We start from the raw sequence: 18448 nt of genomic DNA, 5'->3' as shown, positions 1-18448 counted from the left end.
CAAGTCAGTAGCCTGACGGCACAATGCGAATCATCTGCTAAAGCTAACGCCTCTCCCCACAAACAACAAGCCGCACGGCTGGTTGTTCAGGTTATTTGCTGGCAAATCAGACGTTTTTTGCCTTCTGCACCAGCAAATTGAACGACACAATCGCCAGCATAAAGCAGCCAAAGATGGTGCCGGTCATGCTCGCCACCGAGGTGCCACCCAGGCCGGTGATCGGCACGCTGATGGCACCAAAGGTGAACATGCCGACGCCAATCACCGCCGAGGCGCTGCCCGCGCGCTGGCCCTGGCTCTGCATCGCCAGCGAAGAGGCGGTGGTGGCGATCACGCCGTTACTGGCAATGGTAAAGAACAGCGCAACCAGCAGAACTGGCAGCGCCGCGCCGGTAAGTCCCGCCAGCAGCAAGCAGCTCGACGCAACAAACGCCAGTGTCAGACCACCTTTCAGTACGCGGTATTCACCCCATAGCGGACAGAGGCGCGCACTGGTTTGTGATGCAATAATCAGGCCGAAGCCGTTGGCAGCGAAGCAGAAGCTAAAGGCTTGCGGCGTCAGGCCATACAGCTGTTGCAGTACAAACGGCGAGGCGCCGATATAGGCAAACATGCCGGACATCATAAAACCTTGCGTCAGGCAGAAGCCCATAAACTGCCGATGCGTGACGACCTGGCCGAGCGCCGCCCAGGCGGAAAAGATCGAGCCCTGACTGCGGCGCGCTGGCGGTAAAGTTTCGTGCAATTTCCAGCGGGCAAGGAAGATCAGCACGACGGCGATGCAGCCGAGCACCACGAAAATGCCGCGCCAGTTAAGCACCGTCATCAAGGCGCCGCCCAGCACCGGCGCACCAATCGGCGCTAAACCGTTGACCAGCATCAGCAGTGCAAAGAAACGCGTCAGCTCATGGCCGCTGTACATATCTCGGGCAATGGCACGCGACAGCACCGCGCCGCCGGCGCCTGCCAAACCTTCAAACAGACGCGCTACCAGCAGCGAGTGGATGTCTTTTGCCAGCGCACAGCCAATCGAGGCAATAAACAGCAGCACCAGCGATAACAGTAGCGGACGGAGGCGACCAAACTTGTCGCTCATTGGCCCAAACAGCAATTGACCCGCACCTAAACCCAGCAAGCCAGCGGTGAGGCTCAGCTGCGCCGTGGCGGTTTCGGTGTGCAGATCGCGCGCCAGCTCCGGCAGCGCCGGCAGGTAAAGGTCGATACAAAGTGGCCCGAGCGCAGCGAGCAGGCCCAACGTGATGGCATAAACCAGCCGATGAGAAGGTGCAGGTGTCATTAATCCTCTGTCTTTATTCATTGCTATAGGTATTTTTTCGCGGGTGATTATACGAACCGTAGCGCATCAACACAGCATTTTTACCAAATCCTAACGCTTCGGAATTTAGCTAAATTTATCCCATAAAGTTGATAAATCTGGATTTATGTTCCAGGCTAATTTCACACGGACAAAAAAACGAGGAACAACAACATGAATAAAGTGATGGGATGTATCGCTGCCGCTATGACGCTGGCAGCCCTGTCTGGTTGTACGACTTATGACAAAGCCGAAAGCTACGTAACCAAGCCGGTAGTGAAGGATGTTAAGAAAGGCATGACGCGCGATCAGGTTCGCCAGATTGCCGGCCCAGCGTCTACTGAAATCACCATGGTTCACGCCCGCGGTACTTGCCAGACTTACGTGATTGGCGAGCGCGACGGCAAACCGCAGACCTACTTCGTGAGCTATAACGATACCGGTCGTGTCATGAACTACGGTTTCCAGAGCTGTAAAGACTACGATACCGATCCGCAAGCGGCTCAGTAATCGCAGCAGAATAAGAAACGGCCCGTCATTGACGGGCCGTTTTTCGTTGTGGCGCTTATAAACCGTAAGGACGCGGCACTTCGATATACTCGCCGCCGATCTCGCGCTGGTAGTAATGACCTTCCTGCACGTAATAACGCTTGCCGTTGAAATCCAGCACGCGCATACCGCCGCCCGGCGGGGCTTCAGGCGGCTGCACCACCACATAGGTGTCGCCCTGACGCTGATAGTAGTTACCGTTCAGCATGTAATAGGTCAGACCGCCCAGCAAAACGGCGGTTGCCGCTTCCGGTAAGAAACGCAGCGGGCCGGGACCGCCCCAATGTGGACCGCCACCCCAATGCGGGCCTGGGCCGGGGCCCCAACCGCCGGGATGGGCAAAACTGATGGCTGGTGTTAATAAGGTTAACGCCAGCACCGAGGCGATAACTGTTTTCATCGGTGATTCTCCTGCTGTGATTAACAGCAGAATTGGCCTTCCTGAGGGAAAACTCAAGCGAAAAGCGGCTGATTTTTCCTCTGTTTACCATGCTTAACGCTTTCCTGACGCTAGCGCCATGATTGGGTTGAATTGGGGAGGAAAGCGGGTAAGGTCGTCATAAACGGCGACCTTATGGAGCATATCGCAGGCATAAAAAAACGGCAGACCTTGCGATCTGCCGTTGTTGCAACTCATCAATTTAGCGGTGTGCCAGTTCGGCGTGTTCGTCGCTCTCCAGCACTTTCTTGTCGGTCAATCCGAGCCAGCGGCTGGTGAGTGAACCGGCGGTCATTGAACCATTAACGTTGAGCGCGGTACGCCCCATATCGATCAGCGGTTCGATGGAGATCAGCAGCGCGACCAGCGTGACCGGCAGGCCCATCGCTGGCAGCACGATCAGCGCGGCGAAGGTGGCACCGCCGCCGACGCCAGCCACACCGGCAGAACTCAGCGTCACGATACCTACCAGCGTTGCAATCCACATCGGATCAAACGGGTTGATGCCCACGGTTGGCGCAACCATCACCGCCAGCATGGTGGGATAGAGACCGGCACAGCCGTTCTGGCCGATGGTGGCACCGAATGACGCCGAGAAGCTGGCGATCGATTCTGGCACGCCCAGGCGACGCGTTTGAGTCTCCACATTCAGTGGAATACTGGCGGCGCTGGAACGGCTGGTGAAGGCGAAGGTGATCACCGGCCATACTTTACGGAAGAAGCGCATTGGATTGATGCCGTTAACCGACAGCAGCAGCGCGTGTACGGCAAACATGATCGCCAGACCGAGATAAGAGGCCACCACAAAGCCACCCAGCTTAATGATGTCCTGCAGGTTGGAACCGGCTACTACTTTGGTCATCAGTGCCAGCACACCGTACGGCGTCAGCTTCATGATCAAACGCACCAGCTTCATGACCCAGGATTGCAGGGTATCGATCGCCACCAGTACGCGCTCGCCTTTTACCTTGTCATCTTTCAGCAGTTGCAGCGCCGCCACACCGAGGAAGGCGGCGAAAATCACTACGCTGATGATCGAGGTGGGATTGGCGCCCGCCAGATCGGCAAACGGGTTTTTCGGAATGAAGGAGAGCAGCAGCTGTGGCGTGCTGAGATCAGCCACTTTGCCCACGTAGTTGCTCTGAATCGCGCTCAGACGCGCGGTTTCCTGCGCACCTTGCACCAGACCTTCAGCGCTAAGGCCAAACAGGCCGGTCACCAGCACGCCGACCAGCGCGGAAATCGCGGTGGTAAACAGCAGTACGCCAATGGTCAGCACGCTGATTTTACCCAGCGATGAGGCATTGTGCAGACGTGCGACCGCGCTCAGGATCGAGGCGAACACCAGCGGCATCACGATCATCTGCAACAATTGCACGTAGCCGTTACCGACGATATTGAACCAGCCAATCGACGCTTTCACGGTTGGGCTGTTTTCGCCATAGATGGTTTGCAGCGCCAGACCAAAGGCCACACCGAAAACCAAACCGGTCAGCACGCGTTTGGACAGGCTCCAGCTTTGGTTGCCAATCCGATTCAGCAGAATCAGGAGTGCGATAAACGCCACGATATTAATAATGAGGGGAAAATCCATGCTCAACTCCAGAGTGTGACGCGCCATCCTGGGATGGCACGAAAAACAGTAAGTCCCCGTTAGGGAATATTTGGAATGTTATCAGTTCAGCGTGGGGCGGGCTTATACCCAAAAAGAATGCTTTATAACTTTATCGCTTGATTCGACTGCTTATTGACCGCTTTGACTATTAACCAACCGACCGACGCCATTTTGTAGCGTATTGAACAGTTGCTCCGGCCAGCCGTTGGCACCAAAAGAGGGCATACCGGGCGGGAACCACAACGCATAACCGACCAGCGCCAGACAAAGTGCTCGCTCCAGTTGGTTACCTTTTTGGCTATTGAGGATTGGCAAACGGAAGCGCCAGCGGCAAGGCCACAGCAACGGCACGCCGGCGGGCGTGAGCATATCGGCGACAATATGGCTGAGATAGCCGAGCGTCATGCCTTGCAGCACGTCGGCGGGAAGAAACCAGTCGGCGGGCACATTGATCTGGAATAGCCACAAACTCACCGCCACCGCCAGCAAACTGTGGGTAAAACCGCGATGACCAAAGATGCGGGCGATGGGATGCGATAGCCACCTTAAGCGCTGGCCTAGCACGGATTTAGGGTGATCGATATCGGGCAGCAGACAGGTTAACAGCGCAGCAGGCACTAAATGCCACCAGTCGGCGCTGGCCAATACTGGCGTCAGCTCCGCGCGCTTGGCAAAAATGGCGCTGGCAATGGCAAAAATGATATGGCCTTCGGCCGTCATGATGAAACCTGGCTGCATAAAACTGTCGATGCATCCAGTATAGGGATTTATCCAGTGAATGAGAATGGTGACGCTGTAACGAAGCGTTAATATTTTTCACTTTCCCGCGTCACAATGACGCGGGAAAAGAACGGGTTAGCCTAGCGCGCTAACCATCCGCCGTCGACGGCCAACGTATAACCTTGCACATAGTCGGAGGCGCTGGAGGCGAGGAACACAATTGGGCCCATCATGTCGTCCGGGATTCCCCAGCGACCTGATGGAATGCGGCCTAAAATCTCCTCGTTGCGTGACTCATCGCTGCGCAGCTGTTCCGTGTTATTGGTGGCCATGTAGCCCGGCGCAATGGCGTTAACGTTGATGCCGTGCTTCGCCCATTCGTTGGCCATCAAACGGGTTAAACCCATCACTGCGCTTTTTGATGCGGTATAAGAAGGCACGCGAATGCCGCCCTGGAACGACAGCATCGAGGCGATATTGATGATCTTGCCGCCGTTGCCTTGCGCGATAAACTGCCGCGCGACCTGCTGTGACAGGAAGAACAGGCTTTTGCTGTTGATGTTCATCACATCATCCCAATCCTGTTCGCTGAAGTTGAGCGCATCCTCGCGGCGAATGATGCCGGCGTTATTCACCAGAATGTCGATGCGACCGGCTTGCGTCACAGCTTGTTCAACAATTTGCGGCACGATGGACGGTTTGGTCAGATCGGCCTGAATCGACCAAAAACGGCGGCCTAACGCCTCGACTTTGGCCTGCGTATCATCTGGCCCAGCGCGATTGACGCCAATAATGTCACAACCTGCCTGCGCCAGACCCAGCGCCATGCCTTGTCCTAAACCGGTATTGCAGCCAGTGACCAGCGCGATTTTGCCTTCAAGATTAAATGCGTTGAGAATCATGATTCGCTCCTTGTTAGCGCAGCGCGCTGATGGTGACGTGGTCCATGTCATCGAAAACCTGGTTTTCGCCCACCATGCCCCAGATAAAGGTATAGCGCTGCGTTCCGACGCCCGCGTGAATCGACCAGCTCGGTGAAATCACCGCCTGCTCGTTATGTACTAATAGATGACGCGTCTCCTGCGGCTGGCCCATCATGTGGAACACGGCGCTGTCGTCGGCCATATCGAAGTAGAAATAGACTTCCATGCGGCGTTCGTGGGTGTGACACGGCATGGTGTTCCACAAGTTGCCATCATCGAGGCGGGTTAATCCCATGGTTAACTGGCAGGTTGGTAACACGTCGGGCACGATGAATTTGTTGATGGTGCGACGGTTCGAGGTAGCGGCATCGCCGAGCGTGGCTTTCACTGCCTCGGCGAGGGTGATTTTTTTGTCCGGATAATGGGTGTGTGCCGGCGCGCTGTTGTAGTAAAACTTCGCCGGATAATTAGCATCGCTGCTGCGGAAAATCACGCTCTGCGCGCCTTGTCCGACATACAACGCTTCCTGATTACCGATTTCCCAGGTTTTGCCATCCACTTCAATCAGTCCCGGTCCACCGATGTTGATTACGCCAAGTTCGCGGCGTTCGAGGAAGTAACTGACGCCCAGCTGCTTACCCACTTCATGGCCGATGGTCACCGATTTCTGCACCGGCATCACGCCACCGATAATGATGCGATCGATATGGCTGTAAGTGAGGGTGTAATTGTCGGCGTCGAAAATCTTGTCGATCAGAAACTCACGGCGTAAGCCGTCAGTGTCCAGGGTTTTGGCATGCTCGCTATGAATGCTTTGACGAATGTCCATCTCAGGCCTCTCAAGAGTCAAAGGAAGTGGTCCCGATGCGGGTCTTTGGGCATCTTAGGCAGGATGGGATGTGAATTCAATAAAAATGAAACGATGTTTTATTTATTTGCGTGCGCGATCAAGTTGCATAAAAAAGCCCGCGATAAGCGGGCTGCGGTTAACCGTGCAGATGTTCGGGTTTGAGCTGGGTTAAATCATCAAGAATCACATTGGCTAGCGCCCAACGCGCATCATCACGATGGTCGGCCGCCGGCACCACAATCGAGCGCATGCGTGCGGCTTTAGTGGCAATCATGCCGTTGAATGAGTCTTCCAGCGTGACGCAGTTAAGCGGATCGACGCCCAGTTTGGCTGCGGCGTCGAGATAGACCTGCGGGTGCGGTTTGCTGTACGGCAGCGATTCCGCAGACGCCAGCACATCAAAGTATTTGCGCAGGTCAAACATCTCCAGCACGCGCTCCAGCATGTGCAGCGGCGAGGCGGAGGCGAGGCCGATTTTCAAACCTTGCTGCTGGCACAGTTGCAGCGCCTGCTCCACGCCAGGCAGCAGCGGACGCGTCTCTTCCACCAGCGCCAGCGCGCGGGCGATGATGCGTTGCGTCACTTCCTGTTGATCCGGGCCGCTCCAGGGCAGCGCTTCAAACCACATGCGCACGGTTTGATCGATGCGCAGACCCAGCGTATCGGGCAACTCGTGGCGGCGGGTGATATCCACGCCAAGGCTGGCGAAAATATCCAGTTCCGCGCGATCCCACAGCGGTTCTGAGTCGATCAACAATCCATCCATATCAAAGATGGCGGCCAATACAGGACGACGATATGACATATAACTGCTCCCTTAGAAATTTGGCTTACCATAGCACGAGAGCCGGATAAAGCCGACTTGCGGCAGGCCACGCATTTTTCAGGAAAAATTGCAGTAGTGCAGGTAGACTTAGGCAAAACTATTTTTGGTTCAGGGAGACACCATGACTTACCAACAGGCTGGCCGCATCGCCATCCTTAAGCGAGTGGCTGGCTGGGTGATTTTTATACCCGCATTGTTATCCACGATTATTTCGCTGCTGGGCTTTATGTTTAAGCACAGTGAAAAGCAGCCGGGCATTGATGCCGTGATGCTCGATTTTGTGCATGTCATGGTTGACATGGTGAAGTTCAATACGCCGTTTCTTAATGTGTTTTGGCAGAACTCTCCGGTGCCGGAATTTAACGGTGGCGCGAATATCGGGTTTTGGCTGATCTACATCCTGATCTTTATCGGCATTGCGCTGCAGGCTTCAGGTGCGCGCATGTGGCGTCAGTCGCGCCATATTAAAGAGGGAATTGAAGATCAGCTGATCATGGAACAGGCCAAAGGCAGTGAAGGGCGCACGCGAGCGCAGCTGGAAGAGAAAATCCACATCCCGCGTCACACCATTTTCTTGCAGATTTTCCCGCTCTATATCCTGCCGATCATTATCGCTATCGCGGGCTACTTTGTGCTGAAACTGCTCGGCATGCTGTAACACGTCAGGCCGGTCTGGCCTGACGTCCGCCCAACACATCTTCATCTAACAACTGGCCGATGGCGAACTGCGCTTCGCCCGCCCAGTTGCCACCGAAAACATTGGCGCGATTCAGCAGGTAATAGAGCTGATACACCGGCTGACGCTGCGAAAATCCGTCTTCCAGTGGCCAAACCGCGTGGTAGCCATCATAGATCTGGCGCGGTAAATCGGCGTAGTAACTTAGCATCGCCAGATCGCATTCGCGGTCGCCCCAATAGCAGGCGGGATCGAACAGCCACGGACCGGTTGCGCTGCCAGCGCAGTTGGCGGGCCACAAATCGCCGTGTAATAAAGAGGGTTGCGGATGATGATTGGCTAACGTGCGCTGCACACAATCGACAATCAGCTCGGTATCACCATAATGCACGCCTTTTTCCGCAGCCAGTTGCAGCTGCCAGCCGATGCGCTGTTCAGCGAAGAACACCGACCAGCGGCGTAACCAGCTATTCGGTTGAGGTGAGGTGGTGATGTTGTTGTCGTAATCAAGACCAAATTGCGGTTGCTCGCTCCATTGGTGTAGATGCGCTAACTGCTGGCCGAGCTGGAAGGCACTCTGATCGGTAAAGGGTTGAGGCGGAATATATTCCAGCAGCAGGAAGCTAGTATCACGATCGTTACCGACGCCATACACCTTCGGTACGCGAACGGTTTGCGTGCGCGCCAGCAGGTCGAGTTGATCGGCTTCCCAACTAAACAAGGTGAGCATGTCGCGAGTGTTACATTTGACGAACACATCTAACTCGCCATAGCGGATACGCCAGGCGGGATGGACATCGCCACCGGGAAGTTCCTGACGGTCGGTGATTTCAGCATCACCGGCGTACTCGCTTAACAGACGACTAATGGCTGACCACATCGGGTAATCCTCTTTGTTCGCTGCGTGAGTTCGATTGTAACGCGCAAAACCTGAGCAAACCTGGCGTCGATGCCGTTTTTTGCACTGCGTCAGGATTGTTGTTTCAGAAACGCCTCTAACGTGATGACGGTGACCTCAGGTTTATGATCGAGCGCGATTTGGGCATATCCCGCGGCTTGCTCTGCTATTTCATGCTCCTCTAACGCGCTGACAATGCCGAAGCTATTGGTACCCAACTCATGGGGATGACCTTCATCATCGCTTAACGTGGTGCTGTATCCGCCATTGATCATCGCGCTATTCACTGACTGCAAGTCGCCGAGTCCGTTTTCCTGATACTTTAACGTGACAATGTAACGTTTGACATCATGGTCACTCATTATTCACCTCATTGTTATCGAACAGATTTCAGCGTAGACCAGCGCGCTGTATAGAGCGAATTTTAGCCAATTCATTAGTGAAAATAGCAGGTAAAGCTTTGTCAAAAGAGTTCAGAAAAATCTTGTGGCCTTAAGGCTGCTATTTAAGTATTTGCCCCCTATAATGCGCAGCGAAAATGGGAAAAGTCCCATTAAAAGAGCGGTCCAGCGGCTTTCCTGGTTTTTTATGCGGATACATACTTTTTTACAAAACTTACGGTAAATTGCATTGATTGGCCGGAGAAACGCTTCAGACTCTTCGTTTTTTAAACTGTCGTACGGGTTACTTTTAATGAAAGCCTTTAACAAGCTGTCCGCTGTTTTATTGCTCTCTGCTGGAGCATTTTGTCACCAGGCCTTTGCAGATAACGCCGTTTTCACCTCCATGGATGACCCTGCAACGGCGAAAAAGCCGTTTGAAGGCAGCGCGTCAGCGGGTTACCTTGCTCAAACCGGAAACACCACCAGTTCTTCGCTGAGTGCGTCTACCAATATGACGTGGTATCAAACCAATACCGCATTGAGTCTGTGGGGCAACGCCGCAAACAACTCCTCAAACGATGAGCGTTCATCTGAGACTTACAACATCGGTGGCCGTAGCCGCTATAACCTCAATAGCGCTGATTACCTGTTTGGCCAGGCAAGCTGGCTAAGCGACCGTTTCAACGGTTATGACTCACGCGATGTGCTGACCGCCGGTTACGGTCGCCAGATCCTCAGCGGCCCGGTTCACTCACTGCGTGCTGAATTTGGTCCGGGTGTGCGTTACGACGATTTCCATGATGGCGGCCATGAAACCAAAGCATTGGGTTATGGTGCAGTGAGCTATCAATGGCAGCTGACAGATACCACCAAATTTATCCAGGGTGTTTCTGTGCTGAGCAGCTTCGGTGAAGACACCACACTGAACTCAGAAACCGCGCTGCAGGTGGCCATCAATGCCCATTTCGCGCTGAAGCTGGGCTACAACGTGACCTGGAACAATAATCCGCCAGAATCTGCGCCGGATCGTACCGATACCAAAACCACGATTCAGCTCTCATACTCAATGTAAGCGAGACGGATGTGAATCACCGCTGCCAGGCCTGTGCCTCGCGGCGGTTTTTTTTATTTCTCTTTAGCTTAGCGAATCTCTGCACGGGTTTTGATCGGCGGCGAAAGCTGCTATTATCATCGCCGCTTTACATTCCTGGCGTCATTCCGACAACGTGGGTCTGACATCACGCCGGGTTACATACTACGAAACTCATTTTTGCATGTAGGCTTTCGTGTGGCTTACCACTGCAATTAAGGATATGAAATGCCAGTAATTACTCTTCCTGATGGCAGCCAGCGCAGCTTTGACCGTCCGGTCAGCGTGATGGATATTGCGTTGGATATTGGACCGGGTTTGGCGAAAGCCTGTATCGCGGGTCGCGTGAATGGCGAGTTGGTTGATGCGGTTGATCCGATCACCGAAGATGCTCAGGTCGCGATTATTACCGCTAAAGACGACGCCGGTTTAGAAATCATTCGTCACTCTTGTGCGCACCTGCTAGGGCATGCGATCAAGCAGCTGTGGCCAAACACCAAGATGGCTATCGGCCCGGTGATTGATAACGGTTTCTATTATGACGTTGACCTGGAACATACCTTAACCCAGGAAGATCTTGAGCTGCTGGAAAAGCGTATGCACCAGCTGGCTGAAAGCAATTACGATGTGGTGAAGAAAAAGGTGAGTTGGCAGGAAGCACGTGACGTGTTTGCTGAGCGTGGCGAAAGCTACAAAACCACCATTCTTGACGAGAACATCAGCCACGACGATCGTCCTGGCCTGTATCAACATGAAGAATACATCGACATGTGCCGCGGTCCGCACGTGCCGAACATGCGTTTCTGCCATCACTTCAAACTGCAGAAAATCTCCGGGGCTTACTGGCGCGGCAACAGCGACAACAAAATGCTGCAGCGTATTTACGGTACGGCCTGGGCGGATAAAAAGCAGCTGGCTGCCTATCTGCAGCGTCTGGAAGAAGCGGCGAAGCGCGATCACCGTAAAATCGGTAAGCAGCTCGATCTCTACCACATGCAGGAAGAAGCACCGGGCATGGTGTTCTGGCACAATGACGGCTGGACCATCTTCCGCGAGCTGGAAGTGTTTGTGCGTACCAAGCTGAAAGAGTACGACTATCAGGAAGTGAAAGGTCCGTTCATGATGGACCGCGTGCTGTGGGAGAAAACCGGGCACTGGGAGAACTATAAAGAAGCCATGTTCACCACCTCTTCAGAGAACCGTGAATATTGCATCAAGCCGATGAACTGCCCAGGCCACGTTCAGATCTTTAATCAGGGTCTGAAATCCTACCGCGACCTGCCGCTGCGTATGGCGGAGTTTGGTAGCTGCCATCGTAACGAGCCATCAGGTGCCTTGCATGGTCTGATGCGCGTGCGCGGCTTTACCCAGGATGATGCTCACGTCTTCTGTACCGAAGATCAGGTACGTGATGAGGTGAACAGCTGTATCCGCATGGTATACGACATGTACAGCACCTTCGGTTTTGAAAAAATCGTGGTGAAGCTGTCGACCCGTCCGGAAAAACGTATCGGTACCGACGAAATGTGGGATCGTGCGGAAGTGGATTTGGCAGAAGCGCTGAAAGAGAATGATATTCCATTCGAATATCAGCCGGGAGAAGGTGCCTTCTACGGCCCTAAAATTGAGTTTACCCTGTACGATTGTCTCGACCGCGCCTGGCAGTGTGGTACCGTTCAGCTAGACTTCTCCCTGCCGAAGCGTCTGGACGCGACTTTTGTCGGCGAAAACAACGACCGCCAGACACCGGTAATGATCCATCGCGCAATTCTCGGTTCAATGGAGCGCTTTATCGGCATCCTGACCGAAGAATTCGCTGGATTCTTCCCGAGTTGGCTGGCGCCGGTGCAGGCTGTGGTGATGAATATCACCGACAGTCAGTCAGAATACGTCAGTGAATTGACGAAGAAATTGCAGAATGCTGGCATTCGTGTCAAAGCAGACTTGAGAAACGAGAAGATAGGCTTTAAAATCCGCGAGCACACATTACGTCGCGTCCCTTATATGCTGGTTTGCGGTGACAAAGAGGTGGAAGCAGGCAAAGTTGCCGTGCGCACCCGCCGTGGTAAAGACCTTGGGAGCATGGACGTAGATGTGTTTGTTGAGAAGCTGCAACAAGAGATTCGCAGCCGACATCTTCACCAATTAGAGGAAACAGGTTATTAAAGGCGGAAAACGAGTACAACCAACACGTCCGAACCGTATCAACGGCGAAATCCGTGCCACCGAAGTGCGCTTAACTGGCGTAGACGGCGAGCAACTTGGCATTGTCACCCTGCGTGAAGCCATTGAGAAAGCTGAAGAAGCCGGCGTAGATTTAGTTGAAATCAGCCCGAACGCCGAACCGCCGGTTTGCCGTATCATGGATTACGGCAAGTTCCTTTATGAAAAAAGCAAGTCTTCTAAGGAACAGAAGAAGAAGCAGAAAGTTATCCAGGTCAAGGAAATCAAATTCCGTCCTGGTACCGATGATGGCGACTATCAGGTCAAACTACGCAACCTGATTCGCTTTCTGGAAGAGGGTGATAAAGCCAAAATCACGCTGCGTTTCCGCGGTCGTGAGATGGCGCACCAGCAGATCGGTATGGAAGTGCTTAACCGCGTCCGTAAAGATCTGTGTGAAGACATGGATCTGGCGATTGTCGAATCCTTCCCTTCGAAGATCGAAGGTCGTCAGATGATCATGGTGCTCGCTCCTAAGAAGAAACAGTAGGCCTTCAAGTAATAATGCCGCGCAGCGCTTGCGTTGTGCGGATTTTTATTCGCCTGTCTGATTCATTTTATTAACAATGCGAAGTGGATATTTGTAAAAATGCCAAAGATTAAAACTGTACGTGGCGCCGCTAAGCGCTTCAAGAAGACCGCTTCTGGCGGCTTCAAGCGTAAGCACGCGAACCTGCGTCATATTCTGACTAAAAAGTCTACTAAGCGTAAACGTCACCTGCGTCCGAAAGGCATGGTGTCTAAAGGCGATCTGGGTCTGGTTATTGCCTGCCTGCCGTACGCATAAGTAAATTTTTTTTAGTTTAATTCCCCGAAAGATTTCGGGTTGCAGCAAGGCGGCAACTGAATGAATCCCTGAACTTACATCAGTAAGTGACTGGGATGAATGAAGACAGCCAACGCCGCTGCGGCACGAAAGATGAAGGGAAATCACAGAATATGATATAGGAGAGCTCACATGGCTCGCGTTAAACGTGGTGTAATTGCTCGCGCACGTCACAAGAAAATCTTAAAACAAGCTAAAGGCTACTATGGTGCACGTTCACGTGTATACCGCGTTGCCTTCCAGGCTGTTATCAAAGCTGGTCAGTATGCTTACCGTGACCGTCGTCAACGTAAGCGTCAGTTCCGTCAACTGTGGATCGCGCGTATCAACGCTGCGGCTCGTCAGAACGGTATCTCTTACAGCCGTTTCATCAATGGCCTGAAAAAAGCCTCTATTGAAATCGACCGTAAGATTCTGGCTGACATCGCTGTATTCGACAAAGTGACATTTACTGCACTTGTTGAAAAAGCAAAATCAGCTCTGGCGTAAGTCGGTTGAAAAAGGGAGCTTGCTCCCTTTTTTATTACCCGCAACTCACGCAAAAGATTGACATTTTGGCCGCTGCGCATTTCAATAGTGCGGTTTCTAAATATGACAAGGTAACGCAAGCATGAATGCTGCTATTTTCCGTTTCTTTTTTTACTTTAGCGCCTGAACATCAGGGGCTTTTGCGCATAAGAAAAGAAACGAAAAATCGCGCTGAAAGCCTCCCTCGTGGAGGCTTTTTTGTTTCTGGCGACACTTAATCGGATCAGCTGATCCCAACGAGAACTGACCAGCCCGGCTGGAAGAAGAGGAAATCATGTCCCAACTCGCAGACCTGGTGGCTCGTGCCACGGCCGCCATCGACGAGGCGGCGGATATCGCTGCTCTGGACGCCGTGCGCGTCGAATTTCTGGGTAAGAAAGGGCATCTGACGCTGCAAATGACCACCCTGCGTGAACTGCCAGCAGAAGAGCGTCCGGCAGCGGGTGCGGTCATCAACGATGCTAAACAGCAAGTGCAGGATCGCCTTACCGCGCGCAAAGATACGCTGGAAAGCGCCGAGCTGAATGCGCGTCTGGCTGCGGAAACCATCGACGTGTCGCTGCCTGGCCGCCGCGTTGAGAATGGCGGCTTGCATCCGGTGACCCGCACTATCGACCGTATCGAAACCTTCTTCGGCGAACTGGGTTTCGCGGTAGTGACAGGTCCGGAAATTGAAGACGATTACCACAACTTTGATGCGCTAAACATTCCGGGCCATCACCCGGCACGTGCCGATCACGACACCTTCTGGTTCGATGCCACGCGTTTGCTGCGCACCCAAACCTCAGGCGTGCAGATTCGCACCATGAAAAACCAGCAGCCGCCGATCCGCATTATCGCGCCAGGCCGTGTTTATCGTAACGATTACGATCAGACGCACACGCCGATGTTCCATCAGATGGAAGGTTTGATTGTCGATAAAGACATCAGCTTTACCAACCTGAAAGGCACGCTGCACGATTTCCTGAACAACTTCTTCGAGGAGAATTTGCAAATTCGCTTCCGTCCTTCTTACTTCCCGTTCACCGAACCATCCGCTGAAGTGGATGTGATGGGTAAAAACGGCAAGTGGCTGGAGGTGCTGGGATGCGGCATGGTGCATCCGAACGTATTACGCAATGTTGGCATCGATCCGGAAATTTATTCAGGCTTTGCGTTTGGCATGGGCATGGAGCGTCTCACCATGCTGCGCTACGGTGTGACCGATCTGCGCGCCTTCTTCGAAAATGATTTACGTTTCCTCAAACAATTTAAATAAGGGCAGGTTATCCAATGAAATTCAGTGAACTCTGGTTACGCGAATGGGTAAATCCAGCCCTGGACAGCGCTGCGCTGTCTGAGCAAATCACCATGGCCGGCCTTGAAGTGGACGGCGTGGATCCGGTTGCCGGCGCTTTCAACGGTGTTGTGGTGGGTGAAGTGGTTGAGTGCGGCCAGCATCCGAACGCCGACAAACTGCGCGTCACTAAAATCAACGTCGGTGGCGATCGCCTGTTGGATATCGTCTGCGGCGCGCCAAACTGCCGTCAGGGCCTGAAAGTGGCGGTGGCGACCGTTGGCGCTGTGCTGCCGGGCGATTTCAAAATCAAAGCAGCAAAACTGCGTGGCGAACCGTCTGAAGGCATGCTGTGCTCCTTCTCTGAGCTGGGTATTTCCGACGATCACAATGGCATCATTGAGCTGCCAGCCGATGCGCCAATTGGCACCGACATCCGCAGCTATCTGCAACTGGATGACAACACCATTGAAATCAGCGTCACGCCAAACCGCGCCGATTGCCTGGGCATCATTGGGATTGCGCGTGATGTAGCAGTTTTGAACGGTTTGCCGCTGACGGCGCCCGCGATTGAGCCGGTAAAAGCCACCATCAACGATACCATCCCGATTCGCGTTGATGCCACCGCCGCGTGCCCGCGCTACCTTGGCCGCGTGGTGAAAGGTGTCAACGTCAAAGCCGCTACGCCATTGTGGATGCGTGAGAAGCTGCGTCGTTGCGGTATTCGCTCAATCGATCCGGTGGTCGATATCACCAACTTTGTACTGCTGGAGCTTGGCCAGCCGATGCATGCCTTCGATCTCGACCGCATCGACGGCGGCATCGTGGTGCGTATGGCAGAAGAGGGCGAAGTGCTGACGCTGCTGGATGGTACCGAAGCTAAACTCAGCAGCGACACGCTGGTGATTGCCGATCACCACAAAGCGCTGGCGATGGGCGGCATCTTTGGTGGCGAGCATTCGGGTGTCAATGAAGAGACGCAAAATGTGCTGTTCGAATGCGCCTACTTTGATCCGCTGGCGATTACCGGCCGCGCTCGCCGTCAAGGCCTGCATACCGATGCATCACATCGTTACGAGCGTGGTGTCGATCCGGCACTGCAGCACAAAGCGATTGAACGCGCGACGCAGCTGTTGCTCGACATCTGTGGCGGCGAAGCGGGCCCGGTTATCGACCAAACTGACGCGAGCGCGCTGCCGCCACGCGCCACTATCACGCTGCGCCGTGAAAAGCTCGATCGCCTGATTGGCCATGTCATTGCTGACGAACAGGTTACTGACATCCTGACGAGTCTCGGTTGCGAAGTTAAAGTTGGTGCAGGTGAGTGGCAAGCCGTTGCGCCAAGCTGGCGTTTCGATATGGCTATCGAAGAAGATCTGGTCGAAGAAGTGGCGCGCGTTTACGGCTATAACAACATCCCTGATGTGCCGGTGAAAGCCAACCTGATCATGACGCAGCATCGTGAAGCCGACCTGTCGCTGAAGCGTGCGAAAAATCTGTTGGTAGATAAAGGTTATCAGGAAGCGATTACTTACAGCTTCGTTGATCCAAAACTGCAACAGTTGCTGCATCCGGGCGAAGAGGCGCTGATCCTGCCCAGCCCAATATCCAGCGATATGTCGGCAATGCGCCTGTCGCTGTGGACCGGTTTGCTGGGCGCGGTGGTGTATAACCAAAACCGTCAGCAGGGCCGCGTACGCCTGTTTGAAAGCGGTTTACGCTTTGTTCCTGATACACAGGCCGATCTGGGTATCCGCCAGGATCTTATGCTGGCCGGCGTTTTAAGCGGTAATCGCTTTGAAGAGCATTGGGATCTGGCGCGTCAGACGGTTGACTTCTATGATTTGAAAGGCGATTTAGAATCGCTGCTGGATTTGACTGGTAAACTTGATGAGATTTCCTTCCGTGCGGAAGCCAATCCGGCGCTGCATCCAGGACAAAGCGCCGCAATTTATTTATGCGGCGAACGAATCGGATTTATCGGGGTGGTTCATCCAGAGCTGGAACGTAAGCTGGATCTGAATGGTCGCACCTTAGTGTTTGAACTGCTTTGGAATAAGGTCGCAGACCGCGTCCTGCCTGATGCGCGCGAGATTTCTCGCTTCCCGGCAAACCGTCGTGATATCGCCGTTGTGGTGGCTGAAAATGTGCCTGCAGCAGATATCATTGCGGAGTGTAAGAAAGTTGGCGTAAATCAGGTAGTTGGCGTAAACTTGTTTGACGTGTACCGTGGTAAGGGCGTAAACGAAGGTGAAAAGAGCCTAGCGATTAGCCTGATTTTGCAGGATACCAGCCGGACACTCGAAGAAGAGGAGATTGCCGCGACCGTTGCCAAATGCGTTGCGGCATTAAAAGAGCGATTCCAGGCAACCTTGAGGGATTGAACCTATGGCGCTTACAAAAGCTGAAATGTCAGAGTACCTGTTTGAAAAACTCGGGTTGAGCAAACGCGATGCCAAAGAGTTGGTAGAACTTTTTTTTGAAGAGGTTCGCCGCGCGTTGGAAAACGGAGAACAGGTAAAACTGTCCGGATTTGGTAATTTTGATCTGCGTGACAAAAACCAGCGTCCGGGCCGTAACCCGAAGACGGGGGAAGATATTCCTATCACCGCGCGCCGAGTGGTGACATTCCGTCCGGGACAGAAGTTGAAAAGTCGCGTCGAGAACGCGACACCCAAGGATGCTGACTAATTTCAGTACGACAAAAAGGCCGCTTAGCGGCCTTTTTTTTTGTCTTAAATCTGGCCGCTCCTCACGATTTATTCACGATGTAAGGATTTAGTAAGTATCAGGAAAATAGGGCGAAAATCGGTCCTCACCGATAGTGACGGCATTAACACTTTTGTTATAACAGCGCCATCACAGAGCAAAAGGTTCGAATAATGAAAAAGACAGCAATTTTATTAAGTGTCTTGTTAGGCATGCCGCTGCTGGCTAGCGCCAATGTTTCCGTCAACATCAATACACCGGGCGTTTCGATTCATATCGGCGATCAGGATAAACGTGGCTACTATTGGGATGGCTACGACTGGCGCGCGCCAACGTGGTGGAAACAGCACCATAACCAGCGCATCGGCACCAAAGGTCCGCACGGTTACTGGAACGGTAACGGCTGGCAGGCGCAGCATCCGGGCAATGGACCGCACCGCGACGACAAACGTCAGCCACAGCGTCAGCCGCAACCGCAGCATCACGACCAGCGTGACAATCAGCAGAAGCGTGATAATCACGGTCAGCCGCTCCCTCCGCATCAGTAAGGCTTCTCCAGCGGCGCCTCCACAGCGCCGCTTTCTTTTTGCTGTAATCCCACT

General features: G+C 53.5%; 21 protein-coding genes and 1 other annotated feature. Of the genes, 12 read left to right on the top strand and 9 right to left on the bottom strand.

Annotated elements, in window-relative coordinates:
* Positions 1 to 106: 106 nt before the first annotated feature.
* Positions 107 to 1297 (bottom strand): multidrug effflux MFS transporter, encoded by a 1191-nt coding sequence (locus K5Y30_RS03740; RefSeq protein ID WP_110866007.1) that lies wholly within the window; start codon positions 1295 to 1297, stop codon positions 107 to 109.
* Between the two features lie 192 nt (positions 1298 to 1489).
* On the opposite strand from K5Y30_RS03740, the gene osmE reads away from it, so the two are divergent.
* Complete coding sequence (osmE, locus tag K5Y30_RS03735; protein WP_007892614.1) at positions 1490 to 1825, top strand: osmotically-inducible lipoprotein OsmE; 336 nt, start codon at positions 1490 to 1492, stop codon at positions 1823 to 1825.
* Positions 1826 to 1880: 55 nt separating this feature from the next.
* On the opposite strand, the gene K5Y30_RS03730 is transcribed toward osmE, so the two are convergent.
* From K5Y30_RS03730 to hxpB, 6 genes are all read right to left on the bottom strand, one after another.
* Positions 1881 to 2264: a DUF6515 family protein gene (locus K5Y30_RS03730; protein ID WP_064741014.1), complete on the bottom strand. Its 384-nt coding sequence runs from the start codon at positions 2262 to 2264 to the stop codon at positions 1881 to 1883.
* Positions 2265 to 2505: 241 nt separating this feature from the next.
* Positions 2506 to 3897, bottom strand: coding sequence for an L-cystine transporter (locus K5Y30_RS03725; protein ID WP_008102914.1), 1392 nt, complete (start codon positions 3895 to 3897; stop codon positions 2506 to 2508).
* 150 nt (positions 3898 to 4047) lie between these two features.
* Positions 4048 to 4638: a metal-dependent hydrolase gene (locus tag K5Y30_RS03720; RefSeq protein ID WP_222210525.1), complete on the bottom strand. Its 591-nt coding sequence runs from the start codon at positions 4636 to 4638 to the stop codon at positions 4048 to 4050.
* A gap of 140 nt (positions 4639 to 4778) precedes the next feature.
* Positions 4779 to 5540 (bottom strand): 2-dehydro-3-deoxy-D-gluconate 5-dehydrogenase KduD, encoded by a 762-nt coding sequence (kduD, locus tag K5Y30_RS03715; RefSeq protein WP_222210524.1) that lies wholly within the window; start codon positions 5538 to 5540, stop codon positions 4779 to 4781.
* A 13-nt stretch (positions 5541 to 5553) separates the two neighbouring features.
* Entirely contained in the window at positions 5554 to 6390 is an 837-nt protein-coding gene (gene kduI, locus K5Y30_RS03710) for a 5-dehydro-4-deoxy-D-glucuronate isomerase (protein WP_222210523.1), read from the bottom strand.
* A 157-nt stretch (positions 6391 to 6547) separates the two neighbouring features.
* Positions 6548 to 7216 carry a hexitol phosphatase HxpB gene (gene hxpB, locus K5Y30_RS03705; RefSeq protein WP_222210522.1) on the bottom strand — a complete coding sequence of 223 codons (669 nt, stop codon included), beginning with the start codon at positions 7214 to 7216 and terminating at the stop codon, positions 6548 to 6550.
* A 142-nt stretch (positions 7217 to 7358) separates the two neighbouring features.
* On the opposite strand from hxpB, the gene K5Y30_RS03700 reads away from it, so the two are divergent.
* Positions 7359 to 7895, top strand: a complete 537-nt coding sequence (locus K5Y30_RS03700) for a YniB family protein (RefSeq protein ID WP_222210521.1) — start codon at positions 7359 to 7361, stop codon at positions 7893 to 7895.
* A 4-nt stretch (positions 7896 to 7899) separates the two neighbouring features.
* On the opposite strand, the gene K5Y30_RS03695 is transcribed toward K5Y30_RS03700, so the two are convergent.
* Positions 7900 to 8793, bottom strand: a complete 894-nt coding sequence (locus tag K5Y30_RS03695; protein WP_222210520.1) for a fructosamine kinase family protein — start codon at positions 8791 to 8793, stop codon at positions 7900 to 7902.
* An 89-nt stretch (positions 8794 to 8882) separates the two neighbouring features.
* The gene (gene ghoS, locus K5Y30_RS03690) at positions 8883 to 9173 is read right to left on the bottom strand and encodes a type V toxin-antitoxin system endoribonuclease antitoxin GhoS (RefSeq protein WP_222210519.1); all 291 of its coding nucleotides are present in this window, start codon (positions 9171 to 9173) and stop codon (positions 8883 to 8885) included.
* A gap of 331 nt (positions 9174 to 9504) precedes the next feature.
* Between ghoS and K5Y30_RS03685 the strand changes: the two genes are divergently transcribed.
* The 10 genes from K5Y30_RS03685 to K5Y30_RS03640 all read left to right on the top strand — a co-directional run bounded on the left by K5Y30_RS03685 (position 9505) and on the right by K5Y30_RS03640 (position 18394).
* Positions 9505 to 10266: a YdiY family protein gene (locus tag K5Y30_RS03685; protein ID WP_101764576.1), complete on the top strand. Its 762-nt coding sequence runs from the start codon at positions 9505 to 9507 to the stop codon at positions 10264 to 10266.
* A gap of 246 nt (positions 10267 to 10512) precedes the next feature.
* Positions 10513 to 12450, top strand: a complete 1938-nt coding sequence (gene thrS, locus K5Y30_RS03680) for a threonine--tRNA ligase (protein WP_222210518.1) — start codon at positions 10513 to 10515, stop codon at positions 12448 to 12450.
* Positions 12446 to 12997: a translation initiation factor IF-3 gene (gene infC, locus K5Y30_RS03675; RefSeq protein WP_036621995.1), complete on the top strand. Its 552-nt coding sequence runs from the start codon at positions 12446 to 12448 to the stop codon at positions 12995 to 12997. Before thrS ends, infC begins: the two co-directional genes overlap by 5 nt.
* Before the next feature lie 99 nt (positions 12998 to 13096).
* Positions 13097 to 13294, top strand: a complete 198-nt coding sequence (rpmI, locus tag K5Y30_RS03670; RefSeq protein ID WP_004157374.1) for a 50S ribosomal protein L35 — start codon at positions 13097 to 13099, stop codon at positions 13292 to 13294.
* 171 nt (positions 13295 to 13465) lie between these two features.
* On the top strand, positions 13466 to 13822 hold the full coding sequence (rplT, locus tag K5Y30_RS03665) for a 50S ribosomal protein L20 (protein WP_007892678.1): 357 nt from the start codon (positions 13466 to 13468) through the stop codon (positions 13820 to 13822).
* A gap of 116 nt (positions 13823 to 13938) precedes the next feature.
* Positions 13939 to 14064 (top strand) — a sequence feature (Phe leader region).
* The gene (gene pheM, locus K5Y30_RS03660) at positions 13944 to 13988 is read left to right on the top strand and encodes a pheST operon leader peptide PheM (RefSeq protein ID WP_106120997.1); all 45 of its coding nucleotides are present in this window, start codon (positions 13944 to 13946) and stop codon (positions 13986 to 13988) included. Its footprint overlaps the feature before it by 45 nt.
* Positions 14065 to 14135: 71 nt before the next feature.
* Positions 14136 to 15119: a phenylalanine--tRNA ligase subunit alpha gene (gene pheS / locus K5Y30_RS03655; protein WP_154152484.1), complete on the top strand. Its 984-nt coding sequence runs from the start codon at positions 14136 to 14138 to the stop codon at positions 15117 to 15119.
* Positions 15120 to 15133: 14 nt separating this feature from the next.
* Positions 15134 to 17521, top strand: coding sequence for a phenylalanine--tRNA ligase subunit beta (gene pheT / locus K5Y30_RS03650; protein WP_222181887.1), 2388 nt, complete (start codon positions 15134 to 15136; stop codon positions 17519 to 17521).
* A 4-nt stretch (positions 17522 to 17525) separates the two neighbouring features.
* Positions 17526 to 17828, top strand: a complete 303-nt coding sequence (gene ihfA / locus K5Y30_RS03645) for an integration host factor subunit alpha (RefSeq protein WP_007892687.1) — start codon at positions 17526 to 17528, stop codon at positions 17826 to 17828.
* Positions 17829 to 18019: 191 nt separating this feature from the next.
* Positions 18020 to 18394, top strand: coding sequence for a DUF2502 domain-containing protein (locus K5Y30_RS03640; protein ID WP_222181888.1), 375 nt, complete (start codon positions 18020 to 18022; stop codon positions 18392 to 18394).
* Positions 18395 to 18448 lie beyond the last annotated feature (54 nt).

It is taken from the genome of Pantoea sp. DY-5, from assembly GCF_019795955.1.
Taxonomy (GTDB): domain Bacteria; phylum Pseudomonadota; class Gammaproteobacteria; order Enterobacterales; family Enterobacteriaceae; genus Pantoea; species Pantoea leporis.
This window is presented reverse-complemented; position numbering and strand designations above follow the sequence as displayed.

Bases quoted from the DNA above. Each gene is read 5' to 3' on its own strand.
- K5Y30_RS03740 (WP_110866007.1), bottom strand. From the start codon at position 1,297: ATGACACCTGCACCTTCTCATCGGCTGGTTTATGCCATCACGTTGGGC.
- osmE (WP_007892614.1), top strand. From the start codon at position 1,490: ATGAATAAAGTGATGGGATGTATCGCTGCCGCTATGACGCTGGCAGCC.
- K5Y30_RS03730 (WP_064741014.1), bottom strand. From the start codon at position 2,264: ATGAAAACAGTTATCGCCTCGGTGCTGGCGTTAACCTTATTAACACCA.
- K5Y30_RS03725 (WP_008102914.1), bottom strand. From the start codon at position 3,897: ATGGATTTTCCCCTCATTATTAATATCGTGGCGTTTATCGCACTCCTG.
- K5Y30_RS03720 (WP_222210525.1), bottom strand. From the start codon at position 4,638: ATGACGGCCGAAGGCCATATCATTTTTGCCATTGCCAGCGCCATTTTT.
- kduD (WP_222210524.1), bottom strand. From the start codon at position 5,540: ATGATTCTCAACGCATTTAATCTTGAAGGCAAAATCGCGCTGGTCACT.
- kduI (WP_222210523.1), bottom strand. From the start codon at position 6,390: ATGGACATTCGTCAAAGCATTCATAGCGAGCATGCCAAAACCCTGGAC.
- hxpB (WP_222210522.1), bottom strand. From the start codon at position 7,216: ATGTCATATCGTCGTCCTGTATTGGCCGCCATCTTTGATATGGATGGA.
- K5Y30_RS03700 (WP_222210521.1), top strand. From the start codon at position 7,359: ATGACTTACCAACAGGCTGGCCGCATCGCCATCCTTAAGCGAGTGGCT.
- K5Y30_RS03695 (WP_222210520.1), bottom strand. From the start codon at position 8,793: ATGTGGTCAGCCATTAGTCGTCTGTTAAGCGAGTACGCCGGTGATGCT.
- ghoS (WP_222210519.1), bottom strand. From the start codon at position 9,173: ATGAGTGACCATGATGTCAAACGTTACATTGTCACGTTAAAGTATCAG.
- K5Y30_RS03685 (WP_101764576.1), top strand. From the start codon at position 9,505: ATGAAAGCCTTTAACAAGCTGTCCGCTGTTTTATTGCTCTCTGCTGGA.
- thrS (WP_222210518.1), top strand. From the start codon at position 10,513: ATGCCAGTAATTACTCTTCCTGATGGCAGCCAGCGCAGCTTTGACCGT.
- rpmI (WP_004157374.1), top strand. From the start codon at position 13,097: ATGCCAAAGATTAAAACTGTACGTGGCGCCGCTAAGCGCTTCAAGAAG.
- rplT (WP_007892678.1), top strand. From the start codon at position 13,466: ATGGCTCGCGTTAAACGTGGTGTAATTGCTCGCGCACGTCACAAGAAA.
- pheS (WP_154152484.1), top strand. From the start codon at position 14,136: ATGTCCCAACTCGCAGACCTGGTGGCTCGTGCCACGGCCGCCATCGAC.
- pheT (WP_222181887.1), top strand. From the start codon at position 15,134: ATGAAATTCAGTGAACTCTGGTTACGCGAATGGGTAAATCCAGCCCTG.
- ihfA (WP_007892687.1), top strand. From the start codon at position 17,526: ATGGCGCTTACAAAAGCTGAAATGTCAGAGTACCTGTTTGAAAAACTC.
- K5Y30_RS03640 (WP_222181888.1), top strand. From the start codon at position 18,020: ATGAAAAAGACAGCAATTTTATTAAGTGTCTTGTTAGGCATGCCGCTG.